Below are 16,964 nucleotides of genomic sequence, written 5' to 3' on the forward strand. Positions count from 1 at the left end.
CCGTTCGTCAGGCCGAGCACGGTCAGGGCGATGACAAACGTCGTGGCAAAGGCGAGGTGGAATGCCAGCCAGCGGCGGTCGAGAAAATAGGTGAAGTAGGCGCCGGTGGCGACAAAGAGTGCCGCGCCGAAAAGGGCGGCGTTATGGCTGGTGAAGGTGATGAGAATCGAGGCAGTTCCGAGATCCGCCCACAGACCGTAGAGCTTGAGCATGCGTGAACCTCTGATTCGGCCGACAAACCAGAGAATCGTGGGGATCAGGTTGACGGTCGCAATGCCGACGAGCCAACTGCGCGCAAACGGTCCGTCCGGGCCCTCTCCGCTGAGGAGAAACAGGAACGCCACGATCGAGAAATTGAGTGAGCAGAATCCGATGGTGAGACGGACGAGACGTAGTACGGAGCCTCGTCCGGACTTCGATCCCCACAGCATCACCGTGGACGAAACCGGCCAGGTATGCAGGAGCGGGTCCATCAGATTCCTTCGCCGAGCACATTGCGGTTAATTCACCGCAAAGTATGTCAGGCCATGTTGATTCACGCGTCAGCTTGGCAGTGGGCGTCACGCCGTGGAGCTGCTCACAACTCTCTCTGTCGCGCTGTTCAGGCATTTGCCGTGCGTGAGTGTGAGGTACGCCTCGAGTTTCCGCGCTGTGTGTTCGATCGCACAATATTGCAGAGCTCTGCAAAGTTGCAGAGCTCTGCAAGTTGGGTACCGTGTTGGAGTGATCATCGAACAAGGCCTTCGCGACCGCAAGAAGGCAGCAACCCGTGCCGCACTCAGTGGCGCGGCAGCACGGCTCGCTCGTGCGCTGGGGATCGAATGCGTCACCGCTGACGCGATCGCCTCCGAGGCCGGAGTGTCGACGAGGACGTTCCACAACTACTTCTCCAGCAAGGAGGAGGCAGTGCTCGCCAGTTTCGAGGAATCGGTGAACCTGTGGATCGAGGCGCTTGCGTCGCGGCCCGCGGACGAACCAATTCTCGACGTCCTCGAAGAACTGGTGGTCGAAATCGTGAACGACTCAGGTCCGAGTGGGAGTGAGAAGGCAAGTATCTGGCTGCTGTCGGATTCGAGTCCCGCGCTCTACCGGGATGCCGCAGACATGCATCAGCGGATCAACCGTGCAGTCGTTCAGGCATTGGCGGAACGCACCGGTACCGACGCCGAGAAGGACCTGTACCCGACGCTCCTCCTCGGAGCGGTGGGCGGAGCCGCTAAATCGGTGATCGACGTCTGGACTGGCGGAAAGTCGGAGGCTTCCAGTCCGGAAGAGTTGGTCCACGACGCTTTTCGGCAGATTCGTGCCGGATTCCCCGCGCCGCCGCCCGCCCCTGAGATGTCGCGTCCCTGAGATGTCCCGTCTCTGAGCCCCACACGTAATACCTGTCCACGTACACGCACCGAAACAGCAAGGAGCCCGTCGTGGCCACCTATCTTTATCGGATCGGCAAGTTCGCCTACCGGCGAAAAGGCGCGGTCCTCAGCGTTTGGCTGATAATCCTGGTCCTGATGGGCGTCGGGGCAGCCACCCTGTCCGGCCCCACCAAGGATTCGTTCTCCATTCCGGGAACCCCGGCACAGCAGGCGCAAGACCTGATGGCGGAGCGTTTTCCCGACGCGCCCAACCCGATGGATTCGCTGAGCGCACGATACGTAGTGCAAGCTCCGGCGGGCACGACGCTGGCCGATCCGGCGAACGTCAAGGCCATGGACGAGATGCTCGAGAGCATCCGTGGCATCGACAAGGTCGCCGACTCCGCCAAGGTGGACCCGGCGACTGCCACTCCGGAACAGGCCGCGAAGGCGTTGGTCAATCCGGTTACCGGCAACGACTCCATGGTTGCGATGTTCAAGGAAAAGGCTGCTGCGGCTGGAACTTCCGAGACGCAGGCCGTGGACGACGCGCGCGCGTTGTCGCCGCTCAGTGCCGACGGCACGGTCGGGTACGTCGAGGTTCCGTTCAGCGGTGACTTCGCCGATCTCGATCAGGCGTTGCGTGATTCGATCAACTCCGCAGCCGATGTCGGTCGGGCCGAGGGACTCAATGTCCAGGTCAGTGGTTCTGCTGCTCAGGAAGCGGAGATGCCCGGTGGTGTCACCGAGCTGATCGGTATCGCCGTTGCCGCTGTCGTTCTGGCCATCACGTTCGGTTCGCTTGTGGCCGCGGGGCTTCCGCTCCTGACCGCGATCATCGGTATCGCTATCGGCAGCCTTGGAATCACGGTTGCCACCGGATTCATGGATCTCAGTTCGATGACTCCGACGCTGGCGATCATGATCGGTCTGGCCGTGGCGATCGACTACTCGCTGTTCATCATGTCCAGGTTCAGGCATGAGCTCACCCTCACCGACAACCGTGCCGAAGCAGCAGGTCGCGCCGTCGGAACCGCCGGTTCCGCAGTGGTATTCGCCGGTTTGACAGTCATCATCGCGCTCGTTGCCTTGCGTGTCGTCGGTATCCCGTTCCTCTCGGACATGGGTGCGGCAGCGGCCTTCACGGTGCTGATCGCGGTCCTGATCGCATTGACCTTGCTGCCCGCGATCCTGGGTATGTTCGGGCGCAAGGCTTTTGCCGGCAAGATTCCCTTCCTCAGCAAGCGTGCGGAGGAGTCCGAAAACGATGATTCAGGCAAGCCGAAGCTGGCTCTGCGCTTCATCACCGCCGTCGTTCGTCGTCCGCTCGTGCCCCTGATCGGTGGAGTAGTCCTTCTGGGCGCATTGGCTCTGCCCGCAACGGGATTGAGCCTGGCATTGCCGTCGGAGGCCACCGGTGACCCGGCGACCAGTGCGCGTCAGGCGTACGACCTGATCGACGAGGGCTTCGGTGACGGCCGCAACGGACCGCTGATCGCCGTTGTCGACGCCAAGGATGCCAGCGTCCCCGCCGGGGAGGCCTTTGCGGAGGTCGTCTCGACCATCTCGAGCTTCGGTGACGTCCAGAACGCACAGGTCGTCGGAGTCAACGAGGCCGGCAACACCGCGCAGGTACTGATCACTCCGAAGAGCGGACCGACCGATCCGGCCACGATGGATCTGGTGGGCAGCCTCCGCGGAGCAGAAGCGGGACTCAACGATTCGATCGGCGTCAGCTACGGCATCACCGGTCAGACCGCACTCGAAGGCGACGTCTCGGACACGCTGAAGGATGCATTGGTGCCCTACCTTGCCGTAGTGGTCGGCCTTGCATTCATCTTGTTGCTCTTGGTGTTCCGCTCGATCCTGGTTCCGCTGACCGCGACGCTCGGCTTCCTGCTCAGCGTGCTCGCGACATTCGGTGCGACGGTGGCGATCTTCCAGCACGGTTGGTTGGGCATCATCTCGAACCCACAACCGCTCGTGAGTTTCATGCCGATCTTCCTGATCGGCGTGGTGTTCGGGTTGGCGATGGACTACCAGGTGTTCCTCGTGACGCGTATGCGTGAGGAGTACGTCCACGGTGCGAGCGCGAAGGAGGCCGTGACAATCGGCTTCAACCACGGTGCCCGCGTGGTCAGTGCGGCCGCGGTCATCATGATCTCCGTGTTCGGTGCCTTCATCGCAGAACCGAACTCGTTCATCAAGTCGATCGGATTCGCGCTCGCCGCGGCGGTGTTCTTCGACGCCTTCATCGTGCGCATGGTGATCATCCCGTCCGTCATGGCACTGCTCGGCGACAAGGCGTGGTGGCTGCCGAAGTGGCTGGACAAGATTCTGCCGAACGTCGACATCGAGGGTGAGAAGCTCAGCAAGGCCCTCCGTGACGAGAAGGAAGCGGAGTTGCAGTCCGCATCTGCTTGATCTCTGCTGTGCGCCTTTATTAACCCCCCGCGGTTAATAAAGGCGCACAGCTGTTTTTGTGTATCGAAATATCCAGCGGCACATGTCGGCCAGGATTGGTAACCTTCGCTCACTATGCTGATCAGGCTGCTGCGCACTTATCTGACGCCGTACCGGGGTGAACTCACGGGCGTTGTCGTCCTGCAGTTTATTTCGACTATGGCGGCCCTTTACCTTCCGAGTCTCAACGCCGACATCATCGACAACGGCGTGACCAAAGGCGACACCGGCTACATCCTCTCCACCGGCGGGATGATGCTGATGGTCACGCTGACGCAGATCCTGTGCTCGGTGGGTGCCGTCTTCTTCGGAGCGCGAGTCGCCATGGGTGTCGGGCGCGACCTCCGAGCATCGGTGCTGCATCAGGTCGGGACGTTCTCGGCCAGGGAAGTCGGGCACTTCGGTGCGCCTTCGCTGATCACCCGCAATACCAACGACGTCCAGCAAGTACAGATGATGGTCGTGATGAGTTGCACCATCCTCGTCATGGCGCCGATCATGTGTATCGGCGGCATCATCATGGCTCTGCGCCAGGACCTGAATCTTTCCTGGATCCTCGGGATCAGCGTCCCGCTCCTCGTAGTCTCGATGGGTTTCCTGATTGCCCGGATGGTCCCCGGATTCCGGGTCATGCAGGGCCGCCTCGACGCCGTCAACCGTGTTCTTCGCGAACAGATCACGGGCATCCGCGTCGTCCGAGCGTTTGTACGGGAACCGTACGAGGTAGAGCGCTTCGGCGACGCCAACCGCGAACTGACGGAGACTGCACTCGGCGTCGGACGCCTCATGGCACTGATGTTCCCGCTCGTGATGCTGATCAGCAATGTCACCAGCGTCGCGGTCATCTGGTTCGGTGGCCATCAGATCAACGAGGGCTCGATGCAGATCGGCTCGCTCACCGCGATGCTCAGTTACATCATGCAGATCCTGATGGCAGTCATGATGGCCACCTTCATGGCGGTGATGCTGCCGCGTGCGTCGGTGTGCGCCGAACGTATCTCCGAGGTACTCGACACCGATTCCTCGGTGATTCCGCCCGAGAATCCTGTCCTGGAGTTGAAGGACCCGGGCGTCGTCGAACTTCGTGGAGCTCAGTTCCAGTTCCCCGGAGCCGAGGAGCCAGTGTTGCGCGACATCACCTTCCGCGCCGAACCCGGCAAGACGACGGCGATCATCGGCGGCACCGGATCGGGAAAGACCACTCTGCTCAACCTGATTCCACGTTTGATCGACTCCACCTCCGGATCGGTATCGGTGGGCGGCGTCGACGTCCGCGACATCGACACTGAGCTGCTCTGCTCGGTGATCGGTCTGGTCCCGCAGAAGCCGTATCTGTTCTCCGGCACTGTCGCCACCAATCTCCGCTACGGAAACCCCGAAGCTACCGACGAATGGCTGTGGGAGTGCCTCGAGATCGCCCAAGCTGCCGACTTCGTCCGCGCCATGCCAGAAGGCCTGGACACACCGGTGGCACAAGGCGGTACGACGGTATCGGGCGGTCAGCGTCAGAGACTCGCCATCGCGAGAGCGTTGGTGCGTAAGCCGCAGATCTATCTGTTCGACGATTCCTTCTCGGCACTCGACCTCACTACCGACGCACGGCTGCGTGCGGCGCTCCGGCCGGTCACGCAAGACGCCTGCATAGTCGTTGTCGCGCAGCGTATCTCCACTATCGTCGAGGCCGATCAGATCATCGTGCTCGACGACGGCGCCATCGTGGGGATCGGCACGCACGACGAACTCGTGGTCAGTTGTCCCACCTACGGCGAAATCGTCGCCTCTCAGCTAGCCGTACAGGACGCATCATGAGTAATCGACCGACTTCCTCGCCTCCCATCGGCCCGCCCGGCGGCGGCGATCCCACCAAGAAGGCCATGAACTTCGGCCCTTCGCTCAAGCGTCTCCTCGGTCGCTTGAGCCCGGACAAGCCGATCGTCATCCTGATCTTCGCTTTGGTGACGGCAAGCGTCGTACTTTCCTCGATCGCGCCGAAGATCCTGGGAAACGCCACCAATCTGATCTTCGACGGCATCGTCAGTAAGCAACTCCAGCCGGGGACGACAAAGGAACAGGCTGTCGAAGGATTGCGCGCTTCGGGGCAGGGTCAACTCGCCGACATGGTGTCCGGCATGGCCGTTGTGCCCGGAACCGGAATCGATTTCGACGCCGTCGGCAAGGTCTTGATGATCGTGCTGCTGCTGTTCGTCTGCGCGTCGCTGTTCAGTTGGCTGCAGGCGTATCTGCTCAACATCGTTGTGCAACGGACCGTTCGTCGGCTGCGTGAGGACGTCGAACAGAAGATTCATCGACTTCCCTTGCGGTACTTCGATACCCATGCCCGCGGTGACGTACTCTCGCGCGTGACCAATGACATCGATAATGTCGCGCAGAGCTTGCAGCAGACGCTCAGCCAGTTGGTCATGTCGGTGATGACCGTCCTGGGCATTCTGGTGATGATGCTGTGGATCTCACCGTTGCTCGCCCTGATTGCAGTGGCAACTGTTCCGCTGTCGATCATGGTCACGGCGTTCATCGCGAAACGTTCGCAGAAGCACTTCGTCGCGCAGTGGAAGAGCACCGGCGGAATCAATGCACAGGTCGAGGAAGCATTCAGCGGTCACGAGTTGGTCAAGGTGTTCGGCCGCCAGCACGAGGTCGAGGAGCGCTTCCGCAAGCAGAACGAGGATCTGTACGAGTCGAGCTTCAAGGCGCAGTTCATCTCCGGTCTGGTCATGCCGGCCGTGATGTTCCTCGGCAACCTCAATTACGTTGCCATCGCAGTGGTGGGTGGTATGCGCGTCGCATCCGGAACGATGACGCTCGGCGACGTGCAGGCGTTCATCCAGTACTCGCGTCAGTTCACCCAGCCGCTCACGCAGATCGCGTCGATGACAAATCTGCTGCAGTCCGGTGTCGCTTCGGCCGAGCGTGTTTTTGCGCTGCTCGACCAAGACGAGCAGTCGGAGGACCCGAAGGGCGCGAAGTCGCCCACGGTTGACAAGGGCCGCGTCAAGTTCGAGAACGTCACCTTCAGTTACAAGCCGGAACAGCCGCTGATCGAGGACCTGTCCCTGACCGCCGAGCCCGGCCAGATGGTTGCCATCGTCGGCCCCACCGGGGCAGGCAAGACCACCCTCGTCAACCTCATCCTGCGGTTCTACGAACTCAATTCGGGACGAATCACTTTGGACGGCATCGATATCGCCGACATGACGCGAGACGATCTGCGTTCACGCATCGGCATGGTTCTGCAGGACGCGTGGCTGTTCGGTGGAACCATCCGCGAGAACATCGCGTACGGCAAGCCCGGTGCCACCGACGAGGAGATTCGTCGCGCGGCCGAGATGAGCTACGTCGACAAGTTCGTGCACTCTCTGCCTGAGGGTTACGACACGGTCATCGACGAGGAAGGCAGCAACGTCAGTGCCGGCGAGAAGCAGCTCATCACCATCGCCCGCGCCTTCATCTCGCAGCCGTCTATTCTGATCCTCGACGAGGCGACCAGTTCGGTGGACACACGCACCGAACTACTGGTTCAGAGCGCCACCGCGGTTCTGCGCAGTGACCGCACCAGTTTTGTCATCGCGCACCGTCTTTCGACAATTCGTGATGCGAACCTGATCGTGGTGATGGAGGAAGGCCGCATCGTGGAGCAGGGGAGCCATGACGCCCTGCTCGAATCCCGCGGCGCGTACTTCCGTCTGTACAACAGCCAATTCGTGGGCGCGGAGATCTAGTTTCCTCGTTGCAGTCCCTGAGATTGACCTTCAGGTGGAGTGAGACTTACCGAGTTTGTGGTACTCGGGCGGTGGAGCGAAGGGACTGTTGGGATCCGTGGGCCTGTTTGCGTAGCTTGCGGCTTCGGGTTCCAGCGCGCATCTCTTCGCAGAGCTGTTCGTAACCCTTGGTTACTTCGTCCCACCTGTATGTGGCAGCCGCATGTGCGCGTGCCCGGAGACCGCGTTCTGCGGCGGCGGTCGGATCGGATTCAGTTTCCTCGAGTGCTGCGCTGAGCTGGGTCAGTCCGTTGAAGAAGACTCCGTTGTCTCCCAGCACTTCACGGTTGAAGTTGACGTCCCAGGCGATGACATTCGCACCGGCCCCCATTGCTCGCAGTAGTGACGGATTGGTGCCGCCGACCGTGTGCCCGTGTAGGTAACTTGCAGCTCCCGCGTACAGCGTGTCGAGGAGGTCCTGATCCCAGACGCCGCCCAGTTGGCGTATGCGGGAATCCGACGCGGCGAGCTCGTTGACTCGTTTCTCGTGTTCACTTTCGTACGGAACGGAGCCGACAACGATCAAGGGCAACTGTGCGTCGCTTTGTAGATAACCCTCGATGATCCTGTCCACTTGATTCTCGGGCTCGAGGCGGGCAACGACCAGATGGTAGCCGTGCTCGGTCAGATCGAGCTCCGACAGACGACTCAGATCGGTGGAGTCACGGATTGGCGCTCCGTAAGGCAGGAACATGCTCGGGGTGTCATATCGCTCGCGATAATAGTCCGCAATTGCCTCGGCATCGGAGATCAATTCGTCAGCAAGCCAGACGGATACACGCTCATTTACCAGGTAGTACCGGCGGCCGACAGGGCCCCACTTTCCGCGCTTCCATTCCAACCCGTCGACGTGCACGGCTACCGGGATGCGAGCTGCGCGGATTGCGGGCAGCAGTGGTGCATTGGCAGCGTTGAAAACGATCGCCGCATCGCACCGGTGACGAAGGAGATGCCCGACTGATAGTGCTGTGTGGCTCAAGGTCTCCAGGATGGGGTGTTTCAAAGCGGGTAGCGGTATTCTTTCCATCCCGCGGTAGCTCGGTGATCTGTTTTTGCCGCGGCAGTAGACCACTACTTCGTGGCCACCTTCGACAAGTCGTGAGCCGATCTCCTCGACAGCCGTTTCGAATCCGCCGTAGCGTGCGGGCACTCCCCGTGTCCCGATCATTGCGATTCGCATGAGCGAACCCCCCCTTGTTTGTTTGTGCTCGGGAATTGTCGGATGCGGCGTCCGATGCACGTGTCATGTCGTGCGCTGAATAGTCCGAGGATCCCGAGATTTGGAAAAGGCTATCAAAAATCGAAACCTTATCCAAGTAACAGACAACCTTCAGCAAATATTTTAGTGCAGTTAAAACGTACTATTCACAAGAATTGAGACAAATGGTTATTCATAGGCGAATAGTCTGTTTAATCTCGAAAATTCCGAATCTGCCGGTACCACTTGGGCAGCGCGGCGCACAGAAACAGGGCCGTGCCGATCAGGAGTAAGGCGTACGAAATGGCGAAGATCGACTGCCAGGCGAAGAGAACGAAGATGCCGCACAGGACGCCGTAGTCGGTGGGGATGACCAGAATTGATCGGAGGGTGGCACTGGTGCTGGTATCTGCCGGTGCAGGTGCGCGATCCGGGTGTGCGCGTCGCAACTGGTCGGTCAGGATCTGGACAAAGAAAAAGACGGATGCCACCAGTGTGAAACCGATGGGAATCAACAACAATCTGACATCTGTGACGTCGTAGTGGCGATACCAACCGATCAACACCGCGAGATGCAGTGCGGTGGTCTTGATGCTGTCGACCACATGATCGAGCCACTCACCAGCAGGCGTGCCGCCCCCGCGCAGGCGTGCGAGTTGACCGTCTGCCGAATCGAATGCGTAACCGACCAGCAGTCCAATGGCGATGAGGATGCCGACCCACCAATGTGGCTGTGCCAGTGCGATAGCCGCGATAGCGGCGGCACTGAAACCGGCGCTGATGAACGTCACTTTGTTAGGTGTCAGGCCGACTTGGTACGCGGCTGCTGCGATGACGCGTCCGATCTTTCTGTTGACGAACCGGGAATATGCGGGCGACCCCTTGGCGGGTGGCTTCTGCGCTCCTGCCAGTCGTCGCACGGTATCGGTGAACGACTCCTCCGGTAGTGAACTATTTTGGTGGACGGTCATTTTCGATTGCTCCTGATTGTCGCAGTAAAGGACTCGGCGATGTCGGCGCGGTACCGTTCCGGCGAGAATCTGGTCAAGGCTTCGGTGCGCGCATCGATTGCCTGCTCGCGCGTGCTGCCCCAACTCTCGATCGTCGATTGGATTGCGTCCGCCAACGCAACAGCGTTTCCTGGCTCGACAAGGAGACCATTTCTGCCGTCTTCGATGATCTCGGTGAGGCCCTGAACTGCAGAGGCCAACACGGGCTTTGCAAAAAGCTGGGCTTCGACCGCAACATTGCCGAACGGTTCGGCTCTCGACGGCACCAGGGCAATATCTGCGGAATCCATTGTTTCCCATACCTGTTCGACCACGCCGAGGTATCGGATGCGGTCGCTGACATCCGAGGCAGCAGCGATACGGCTGAGATCGTCTTCGAACCACTCGTAGCCGGCAAAGACGCCGCCGACCAGATCGAGTGTCACATCCACCCCGCGTCGAACGAGGATTGCGAGTGCTTCGACCGCAACGTCTGTGCCCTTGCGTGGGGCGATGCGCCCGACCAAAACGAGTCGAATCGGCCCGGTCAGGCTCAGCCTGGGGGCAGTCGGCTCGGTACTCGGGCCGGCGACGCCGTTGTAGATCACGCGAACCCGGCGCCCCAGCGTCGGGATGTCACGCAGGATCAGTTCACGGCAGGCATTGCTGTTCGCGATGACCCGCTGCGACAACAACAGTTGGGCGCTCAGCCCCATTCGGATCGGCTTGGATGCAGTGTCTTCAGCTTCGTGCACATGGAAGATCACTGGGTAGCCGAGGAGCTTCGCGACCACGGCCAGCCAGGGGATGGTCACAGTGCTGACGTACACGACGTCGGGCGCGAAGCGTCGCAGCGTCCGCACGATGGACGGCGTCGAGCGGGCTGCCTCCACAGCAAGCGAGAGCAGGCCGGTCGGCGACATCTTCGACTTGCGCAGAACTGGTATCGGCATGATCACGGCGTCGGCGCCGGCTTCCTCCACACGTGCTGCCAACGGTCCAGGGGACCCCAGCATCACGGTCACGTCCCAGCCCGTAGTTGTCAGGGCAGTTACCGATTCCAGCACTATTCGGTCCGAGCCGTACAGTTCGGCACCCGGATGAGCTACGAGCGCGCGGTGGGCTGGCGCCCCGATGTAAGCCAAGTATTCCCCCCGGAATGTCCAACTCAGAGTCGACCGTCGGTGCCATCTGCCGCGAAAGCGGATGTAACCATATAGTTGCGGAAAGGCTAGTCTTCATCGTGAGGCAATGTCCACTTGGTCTCCGAAACTCGGAAGAAAGAGAAGAATGAGTGGAAAGCGTATGGAATCTCGCTCGTGCGAGATGGCTGCTGCTGATTGCGGGTGTATTGCTCGGGGCGATCGGTGGTGCGGTCTACTCGGGAACGATCACGGTTGATCACCGCTCGACTGCAGTCGTCTATTTTGCTGTCGACCGTGCCAAGACGGCGAGCGACTACACGGCGGGAAGCTCGTTCGCGCAGAGCGTCATGCCTTCGTTCGCTCAGATCGTGAAGTCACCGATCGTTCTCGATCCGGTGATCGAGGAACTTGACCTCCAGACAACGGCCCGGAACCTTGCCGGCCGGATTCAGGTGGACGTGCCGTCGAATACCACGGTGATGAACGTGACAGTCACAGACACGTCCAGTCTGCGCGCGGCGATGACGGCCAATGCGGTGATTCGACGCCTTGACGAAGCGGTCCGCACACTCTCGCCCCGCGGTGAAGAGGACAACCCCGCAATGAGAATGTCGTCGGTATCTCCCGCGGTTGCCTCAGAGAAGCAGTCGACCGTAAATCGGGCGATATTCGAATTGCTCGGCGCGCTGGGCGGTTTGCTTGTGGCAGTGGCGATCGTGGGAATCTGGGAATCGGTGACCAGACCTGTTCGGTCGGTGTCCGACGTCGAAAACGTGTCGTCGACTCCGGTACTTGCAGCCATCACATTCGACGGTAAACGGTCGGTGGCGCCCGTCGACCCTCGTGGATCGGAGAGTGCTGCCGGGACCTTGGTGCTGCACACCAACATCGCAGCGGCGTGTGGGAAACGAGGGGGCGTGAAGTCAGTCGCCGTAGTTCCGGTGACTGCGAGCGACGACGCGCGGGCAGTCGCCGTCGACCTCGCGTTGGTCATGGCTCGGGCACGGGATCGAATTCTGTTGGTCGACGGTGATTTACGATCGGCCTCCGTAGCGGACATGCTCGGCGCCGAATCGGCTCCTGGCCTCGCGGAGATCCTGGTGGGGTCAGCAGACTTCGGTCAGACGCTCCAGGTGAGGTCCGGGTTGGATTTTGTCGCAGCAGGCAGAGCTGAGGGAAATGCCGCGGAGTTGTTGGTGAGTACGCGACTGAAACCCTTTCTCAAGGTCGAGTCGACGCGCTACAAGATGCTCCTTGCGGTTGGTGGTGCAGCAATACCCGTAGCGGACGGTGCGACATTGGCCGCCGCTGCCGAGGTCACGGTTTTGGTGGCGCGGCGTGGGCAGACCACGCGTCGTGACCTCGCTGCGGCGGTCGACAGGCTGTCATCGGCGGGAGGAATTCTCGCCGGTGTTGTTCTTGTACAACGGCGCTCGGGACTTGCGCGAGTTCTGATGCGGAGTAGGAAACGACTTCAGGACGGTAGACGTTGATCGCCGTACGGCGGAGGAGTTCTTCGGCCGGCGTCTCGGTAGGCGCGGATATGCGCGCGGCCGAGTTGTGGCCATTTCCTGGCGGACAGGTCAGGGGATTCGGCAGGCGACGGGGCGGCGAGCGCGGTATCAAGTGTCGCCGTGGTGAGGGGGCCCTGATAGAGGTGGATCCAGCCGGGCCCGACCTCGTCGGCCAGTGCCCGGGTTATTTCGGTATCCGGAACGAGCACGGGGCGTTCGAGTGAAAGCGCGAGCAGCAGTGCGCCCGAGTTGTGCATGTTTTGATACGGGAGGACAACCAATTGCGCTGCTGTGATTTCCAGCGCCAAGGTGCTGTCCTCGACATAGTCGAGGGCAGCAGTGATTCGGCTGCTTTTGCGCGCCGCAGATTCTACGACGGCGCGGAGTTCGTCGGTGCTCGGCTTGCCGACGATACGCAGGCTTGCGCCGGTAGTGGTGACGTGGGCGAAGGACTCGAGCAGCGACTCGGTTCCTTTGTATGGTCGGATCAATCCGAACGAAATGACCCGGCCGGCAATGGGTTCAGATTTCGGGTATCCCGCAAACCAGTCGGCGTAGTCGCCGTGAGGAATGAGTACCCGTTCGGTTCCTGTTGGTACAGGGGACAATTCGTTGAGCACGATCCAGATTCGGGTCTGTCGATCGCACCACCGCAAGAGTGCGGTCTCCGTGCGGCTACCGGTTTCGTGTGCTCGAACATTGTGTGCCGTACGGACGATAGGTGTACCGGTGAGCCGCAGGAGCAGCATCAACATGATGAATCGGACTTGGGCGGCTGCCCGCGCGAGGGCGCCGTCACGGCGGATCATTACTTCGGGCCAATGGATGTGCAAGATGTCGTAACTGCCGAAAAGAGCTGTTTGCCAACTGAAATACCGGACACTTGCGCCGCAGGTTCGAATCGAGTCGGCCAGTTGTACGACGTATGGGTTGGTCGTCTTGAATGGCCCGCGCGTGGACAGCAAAACTCTCAACGCGTCTTCGCCGGACTGGCCGTCGTTGCCGATTCGAGGTGTCATGCGACCGTATCCTAAACCTAGTGAATCCCTGGGCGCACTGGTGGTTCGTTGCGAACAAATTCGGGAGTGCTCGTGACCTCCAGGCATTTTCGGCCGGACGTCACGGTCACGCTGATCGTTCTCGTGTGGGCGATGTACACGACGCCACGGCTGGTGCAGTCGCTGACAGGAGTGAAACGGCGGGCGACGGTGGGTGACGCGTTGCCGATGAACCCGTTGGCAGTCAAGCTGGAAGTGCTGCTACTGCTGCTCGTATTTGCCCTGTGTGCGTACGTCATTCTCCGTGGCACAGCGGCGTTGCCTACCGATAGGCGCATGCCGTTGGTCCTCGTGCTTGCCCCTTGGGTGTACGTGGTGGTCAGAGATCTGTACATCGATCATGTCCCGACGCGCGGCGGAATGCTCTATCCGTTACTGGTGGTCGCGATCTGGATCCTGCGGCCACAATTGAGGAAGCTCGCCGTGCTCGGGTACCTCGTTGTCCTGACGGCAGTGATGTGCATTGCGTTGGGGGTCTTCCTGCCGGAAAGTGGAATTTTCATTTCGGGTGCAGGTACCGCAGTGGCACCGACGAAAGAGATTTTGCCGCTCGGTATTTTGATCGGAATTTTCACCGACGGTAACAATCTCGGGCAGTACCTGGTTCTCGGTCTGCCTTCAGTGATGCTGATTCCACGTCGCGTGGTGCGTGCGGCGGGCATCGCCGTCGTCCTGTTTGCGATCGTGTGGACGTCCTCGCGATCGTCGTTGGCCGCGGCTGCCCTCGCATGCGGCATGTGGGTGCTGATGACGGTCACACCGTCTGTGCTGCGCAGACCAATGTCCTGGGGGCTGGTGGGAGCGACCGGGGCGGTGATGATTTGGTGGCCGCTGTCCACTCCGGCAGACGATGCGTTGACCAACCGCGGTGCAATCTGGCGTCACAGTCTCGATGCCTGGGGGAACACGCCCTGGTTCGGTTCCGGATCGAATTGGTATTCAGTTCTGCCGCAACACGTCGGGAGCCTCGGCGGCTTTGCGTTCCACGGGCACAACCAGTTCGTACACACACTCGCAACGGGCGGATTGATCTTCCTGTTCCTCGTGGCGGCGATGTTCGTGACGATCGCATGGGCGGCATCGCAATGGAGTGCGCGTGGCATTTTCCAACCGGCAACGCTGTTGGTGGCTCTATTCGCTTCATCCACATTGGAAGTTTCGTTCGGGTTCGTCGACCGAGCATTTCTTCTTGCTGTGACCGTACTTCCGTTGATGTTCGCCGTGTTTGCCCCTCTCCCCGAGCATGATTCGCGGCGTGGGCACACGAAGCCGCGGGTGGAGTCAACCGCCTAGTTGTGCACGCCGCCGGTCAGTGCCGGTGCGTCGGCGACTCAATTGCCAATCCCACGAGACGGCGGCGATCCCCGCGAGCATCAGCCCGGTCGCGGCGCCGGTCAGCAGGATCAAGCCGCGGCGCGGCTTAGACGCGAATTCAGGTACGGGTGCCCGCGTGACGGTGAGCCCCAGCATGTCCGGCTGTTCTATTTGAATCATCCGACCGGTGAGATCGGCCAGCTGCTCGGCGACGGCGTCGGCGATCTGTGCCGAGCCGTCGGCCGTGTTTGCCCGGACTGTGAATTGCATGGTGACGGTATCGGTCGGGATGGTGACTTCGATGTCGCGGGCCAGAGATTCGGCGGAGGTGTCGAGCCCTAGGCGCCCGATCACCGGTTCGAGGACGGCGGTGGACGTGGCGAGTGCGGCAAAGGAACGGGTGAGCGACAGCGCTTGGGGATAGCGATCACTTATCTGGCGCGGAGTGCCGACGACGCCGAGTTGCAGGGCTGCCTCAGATCTGGCGATGTAGGTGTGTGGCGTCAAGGCTATCGTGGAAAAGGCGACAGCCAGTGTCATCACCAATACCGTCATGAAAATGCGCCATCGGTTCTTGACGATAGTCAGGTAGTTCCACAGCGTCATCGTGCTCGCCGAATCTGTGGACGCGAGCCTGCGGTCGTCTCGTCCGCCAGAGCCGAGCGGTGAATTTCGGTCGACAGGTTCCTTCGGAGGACGAGGAGGACGGCCAACGGCTCTTCTCGCGAAGTCGAGCATAGTGGTCAAATCGCTTCGGACAGTGGGAAAGAGCGTTGCGGAGAGGGTAGCTCCGACCAGGGCGGAGAATATGCCGGCTGCCAAGGACGCGGATGGTGCGACAAACAGGTGAGATCCGACAAATGCGAGCAGTCCGGCCGGTGCGCCGAACAGGAGGATCGCGCGCAAGGAGTTCCGCAGCAACATCATGCTGTCGACACCGGCCACGCGGTGCACGTGCCACAGAGTGACCAGCCAGTCCACGAGAAAGCCGATCGACGATGCTGCCGCGACTCCGACGGCGCCCCACGGGAGACCGGCAAGCGTGATCACGATGACCGCAGGTCGGAGAAACAGATACAGGCGCAACTGCGCGCCGGTCAGTCCATGAGACAGATAGACCCAGTAACAGATTTGGGCGACCGAGCGGAATACGCCACCGATTGCAAGGAGCGCGAAAATCGGGGCAACGGCAGGCCACTGTTCACCGAAGGCGACGGTGATCAGCGGCTCTGCGACGCCGGCGCTGACCGCGAGAACCGAAGCGGTGAAGTACCCGCCGATCAATTGTGCTCTGGCCAGGTACCGCCCGTAGATCACCGGGTTGTCCTGAACTTTGGACAGGATGGGGAGTGCGACGTTGGTGAGTGGGGCGTTGATCTGGTTGAGCGGAGTCATCAGCAGTTGGTATGCGCGGTTGTACAACCCGAGCGTGGTTGGCCCGTACATCGCGCCGATGGCAATGCTGTCGATGTTCTTGGTGGCATACCCGAGCAGTTGGGTGCCGAGTAGCCCGCCACCGAAACGGAAGAACCGTTTGATCGATACGCCTCGGCGTGGAAGCCCCGGGCGCCACCGACAGATCACGGCACTGAGAAACAGCGTGGCAACAGCAACCATGATCAACTGCGCGACAATCGCCCAGTATCCGGCGCCCGAAAGCGCAAGCACCACTGCTGTGCCGACTCCGATGGCATTTGCCAGAACATCAGTGGTGGACAGTGCTGTGAAGCGCAGACTGCGCATGAGTTCAGCGCGGAACTGGGTGGCCGCGCCGCTGACGATGAATACGCCGGCAACGGCAAAGACGATAGGTAGGAGCTCGGGCTTGTCATAGATCCATACGATCAGTGGCGCCGCGGCCGAGACGACCACGCAACAGACGAACCCGATGCCGGTATTAGCCCAGAACAGGTTGGTCCGTTCAGCGTCGCTCAACTGCTTGGCCTGCACGGCGGCGAGTGAGAGGCCGAAGTCGCGGATCAGATCTGCAGCGCCCGTAATGGCGACGACCATGGCGACGATACCGAAGTCTTCCGGCGTCAGCAGCCGGGCCAACAGGATCAACGACGCGGTCTGAACGATGAATTTCACCGCCTGGAACGCAAGCGTGACGCCGCCGCCCCTTGCGGCCTTGTCCGCGAGGTTCATTGGT

The 16,964-nt window shown here is 61.0% G+C and carries 11 protein-coding genes and 1 pseudogene; 6 read left to right on the top strand and 6 right to left on the bottom strand.

Features of this window, described 5'->3' with window-relative positions; translation table 11 throughout:
* Positions 1-473, bottom strand: a pseudogene (locus RE4_RS26965) (GGDEF domain-containing protein); the annotation flags it as partial.
* Between the two features lie 250 nt (positions 474-723).
* On the opposite strand from RE4_RS26965, the gene RE4_RS26970 reads away from it, so the two are divergent.
* The 4 genes from RE4_RS26970 to RE4_RS26985 all read left to right on the top strand — a co-directional run bounded on the left by RE4_RS26970 (position 724) and on the right by RE4_RS26985 (position 7,555).
* On the top strand, positions 724-1,353 hold the full coding sequence (locus RE4_RS26970; protein WP_019746492.1) for a TetR/AcrR family transcriptional regulator: 630 nt from the start codon (positions 724-726) through the stop codon (positions 1,351-1,353).
* A 71-nt stretch (positions 1,354-1,424) separates the two neighbouring features.
* Positions 1,425-3,779 (top strand): MMPL family transporter, encoded by a 2,355-nt coding sequence (locus tag RE4_RS26975; RefSeq protein ID WP_021342526.1) that lies wholly within the window; start codon positions 1,425-1,427, stop codon positions 3,777-3,779.
* 114 nt (positions 3,780-3,893) lie between these two features.
* On the top strand, positions 3,894-5,627 hold the full coding sequence (locus RE4_RS26980; RefSeq protein ID WP_021332868.1) for an ABC transporter ATP-binding protein: 1,734 nt from the start codon (positions 3,894-3,896) through the stop codon (positions 5,625-5,627).
* Complete coding sequence (locus RE4_RS26985; protein ID WP_046377783.1) at positions 5,624-7,555, top strand: ABC transporter ATP-binding protein; 1,932 nt, start codon at positions 5,624-5,626, stop codon at positions 7,553-7,555. The genes RE4_RS26980 and RE4_RS26985 overlap by 4 nt, the downstream gene beginning before the upstream one ends.
* A 46-nt stretch (positions 7,556-7,601) precedes the next feature.
* Here RE4_RS26985 and RE4_RS26990 read toward each other — a convergent pair whose 3' ends face one another.
* The 3 genes from RE4_RS26990 to RE4_RS27000 all read right to left on the bottom strand — a co-directional run bounded on the left by RE4_RS26990 (position 7,602) and on the right by RE4_RS27000 (position 10,926).
* A complete protein-coding gene (locus RE4_RS26990; RefSeq protein WP_060939673.1) occupies positions 7,602-8,774 on the bottom strand; it encodes a DUF1972 domain-containing protein in 1,173 nt (390 codons plus the stop codon).
* Between the two features lie 230 nt (positions 8,775-9,004).
* Positions 9,005-9,763 (bottom strand): CDP-alcohol phosphatidyltransferase family protein, encoded by a 759-nt coding sequence (locus RE4_RS26995; protein WP_024488138.1) that lies wholly within the window; start codon positions 9,761-9,763, stop codon positions 9,005-9,007.
* Entirely contained in the window at positions 9,760-10,926 is a 1,167-nt protein-coding gene (locus RE4_RS27000) for a glycosyltransferase family 4 protein (protein WP_024488137.1), read from the bottom strand. Before RE4_RS27000 ends, RE4_RS26995 begins: the two co-directional genes overlap by 4 nt.
* 149 nt (positions 10,927-11,075) lie before the next feature.
* Here RE4_RS27000 and RE4_RS27005 point away from each other — a divergent pair, with 149 nt between their 5' ends.
* Positions 11,076-12,419: a hypothetical protein gene (locus RE4_RS27005; protein WP_060939674.1), complete on the top strand. Its 1,344-nt coding sequence runs from the start codon at positions 11,076-11,078 to the stop codon at positions 12,417-12,419.
* Here RE4_RS27005 and RE4_RS27010 read toward each other — a convergent pair.
* Positions 12,401-13,459, bottom strand: coding sequence for a glycosyltransferase (locus RE4_RS27010; RefSeq protein WP_060939675.1), 1,059 nt, complete (start codon positions 13,457-13,459; stop codon positions 12,401-12,403). The genes RE4_RS27005 and RE4_RS27010 overlap by 19 nt on opposite strands.
* Before the next feature lie 72 nt (positions 13,460-13,531).
* Here RE4_RS27010 and RE4_RS27015 point away from each other — a divergent pair, with 72 nt between their 5' ends.
* Positions 13,532-14,791, top strand: a complete 1,260-nt coding sequence (locus RE4_RS27015; RefSeq protein ID WP_127159955.1) for an O-antigen ligase family protein — start codon at positions 13,532-13,534, stop codon at positions 14,789-14,791.
* On the opposite strand, the gene RE4_RS27020 is transcribed toward RE4_RS27015, so the two are convergent.
* Complete coding sequence (locus RE4_RS27020; RefSeq protein ID WP_060939676.1) at positions 14,780-16,960, bottom strand: oligosaccharide flippase family protein; 2,181 nt, start codon at positions 16,958-16,960, stop codon at positions 14,780-14,782. The two genes, RE4_RS27015 and RE4_RS27020, sit on opposite strands and share 12 nt — an antisense overlap.
* Positions 16,961-16,964: the final 4 nt, after the last annotated feature.

The sequence above is a fragment of the Rhodococcus erythropolis NBRC 15567 genome (assembly GCF_001552595.1).
Taxonomy (GTDB): Bacteria; Actinomycetota; Actinomycetes; order Mycobacteriales; family Mycobacteriaceae; genus Rhodococcus_F; species Rhodococcus_F erythropolis.

Coding starts and splice junctions, on each gene's coding strand:
- RE4_RS26985 (WP_046377783.1), top strand. CDS start 5,624: ATGAGTAATCGACCGACTTCCTCGCCTCCCATCGGCCCGCCCGGCGGC.
- RE4_RS27020 (WP_060939676.1), bottom strand. CDS start 16,960: ATGAACCTCGCGGACAAGGCCGCAAGGGGCGGCGGCGTCACGCTTGCG.
- RE4_RS27010 (WP_060939675.1), bottom strand. CDS start 13,459: ATGACACCTCGAATCGGCAACGACGGCCAGTCCGGCGAAGACGCGTTG.
- RE4_RS26980 (WP_021332868.1), top strand. CDS start 3,894: ATGCTGATCAGGCTGCTGCGCACTTATCTGACGCCGTACCGGGGTGAA.
- RE4_RS26995 (WP_024488138.1), bottom strand. CDS start 9,763: ATGACCGTCCACCAAAATAGTTCACTACCGGAGGAGTCGTTCACCGAT.
- RE4_RS26990 (WP_060939673.1), bottom strand. CDS start 8,774: ATGCGAATCGCAATGATCGGGACACGGGGAGTGCCCGCACGCTACGGC.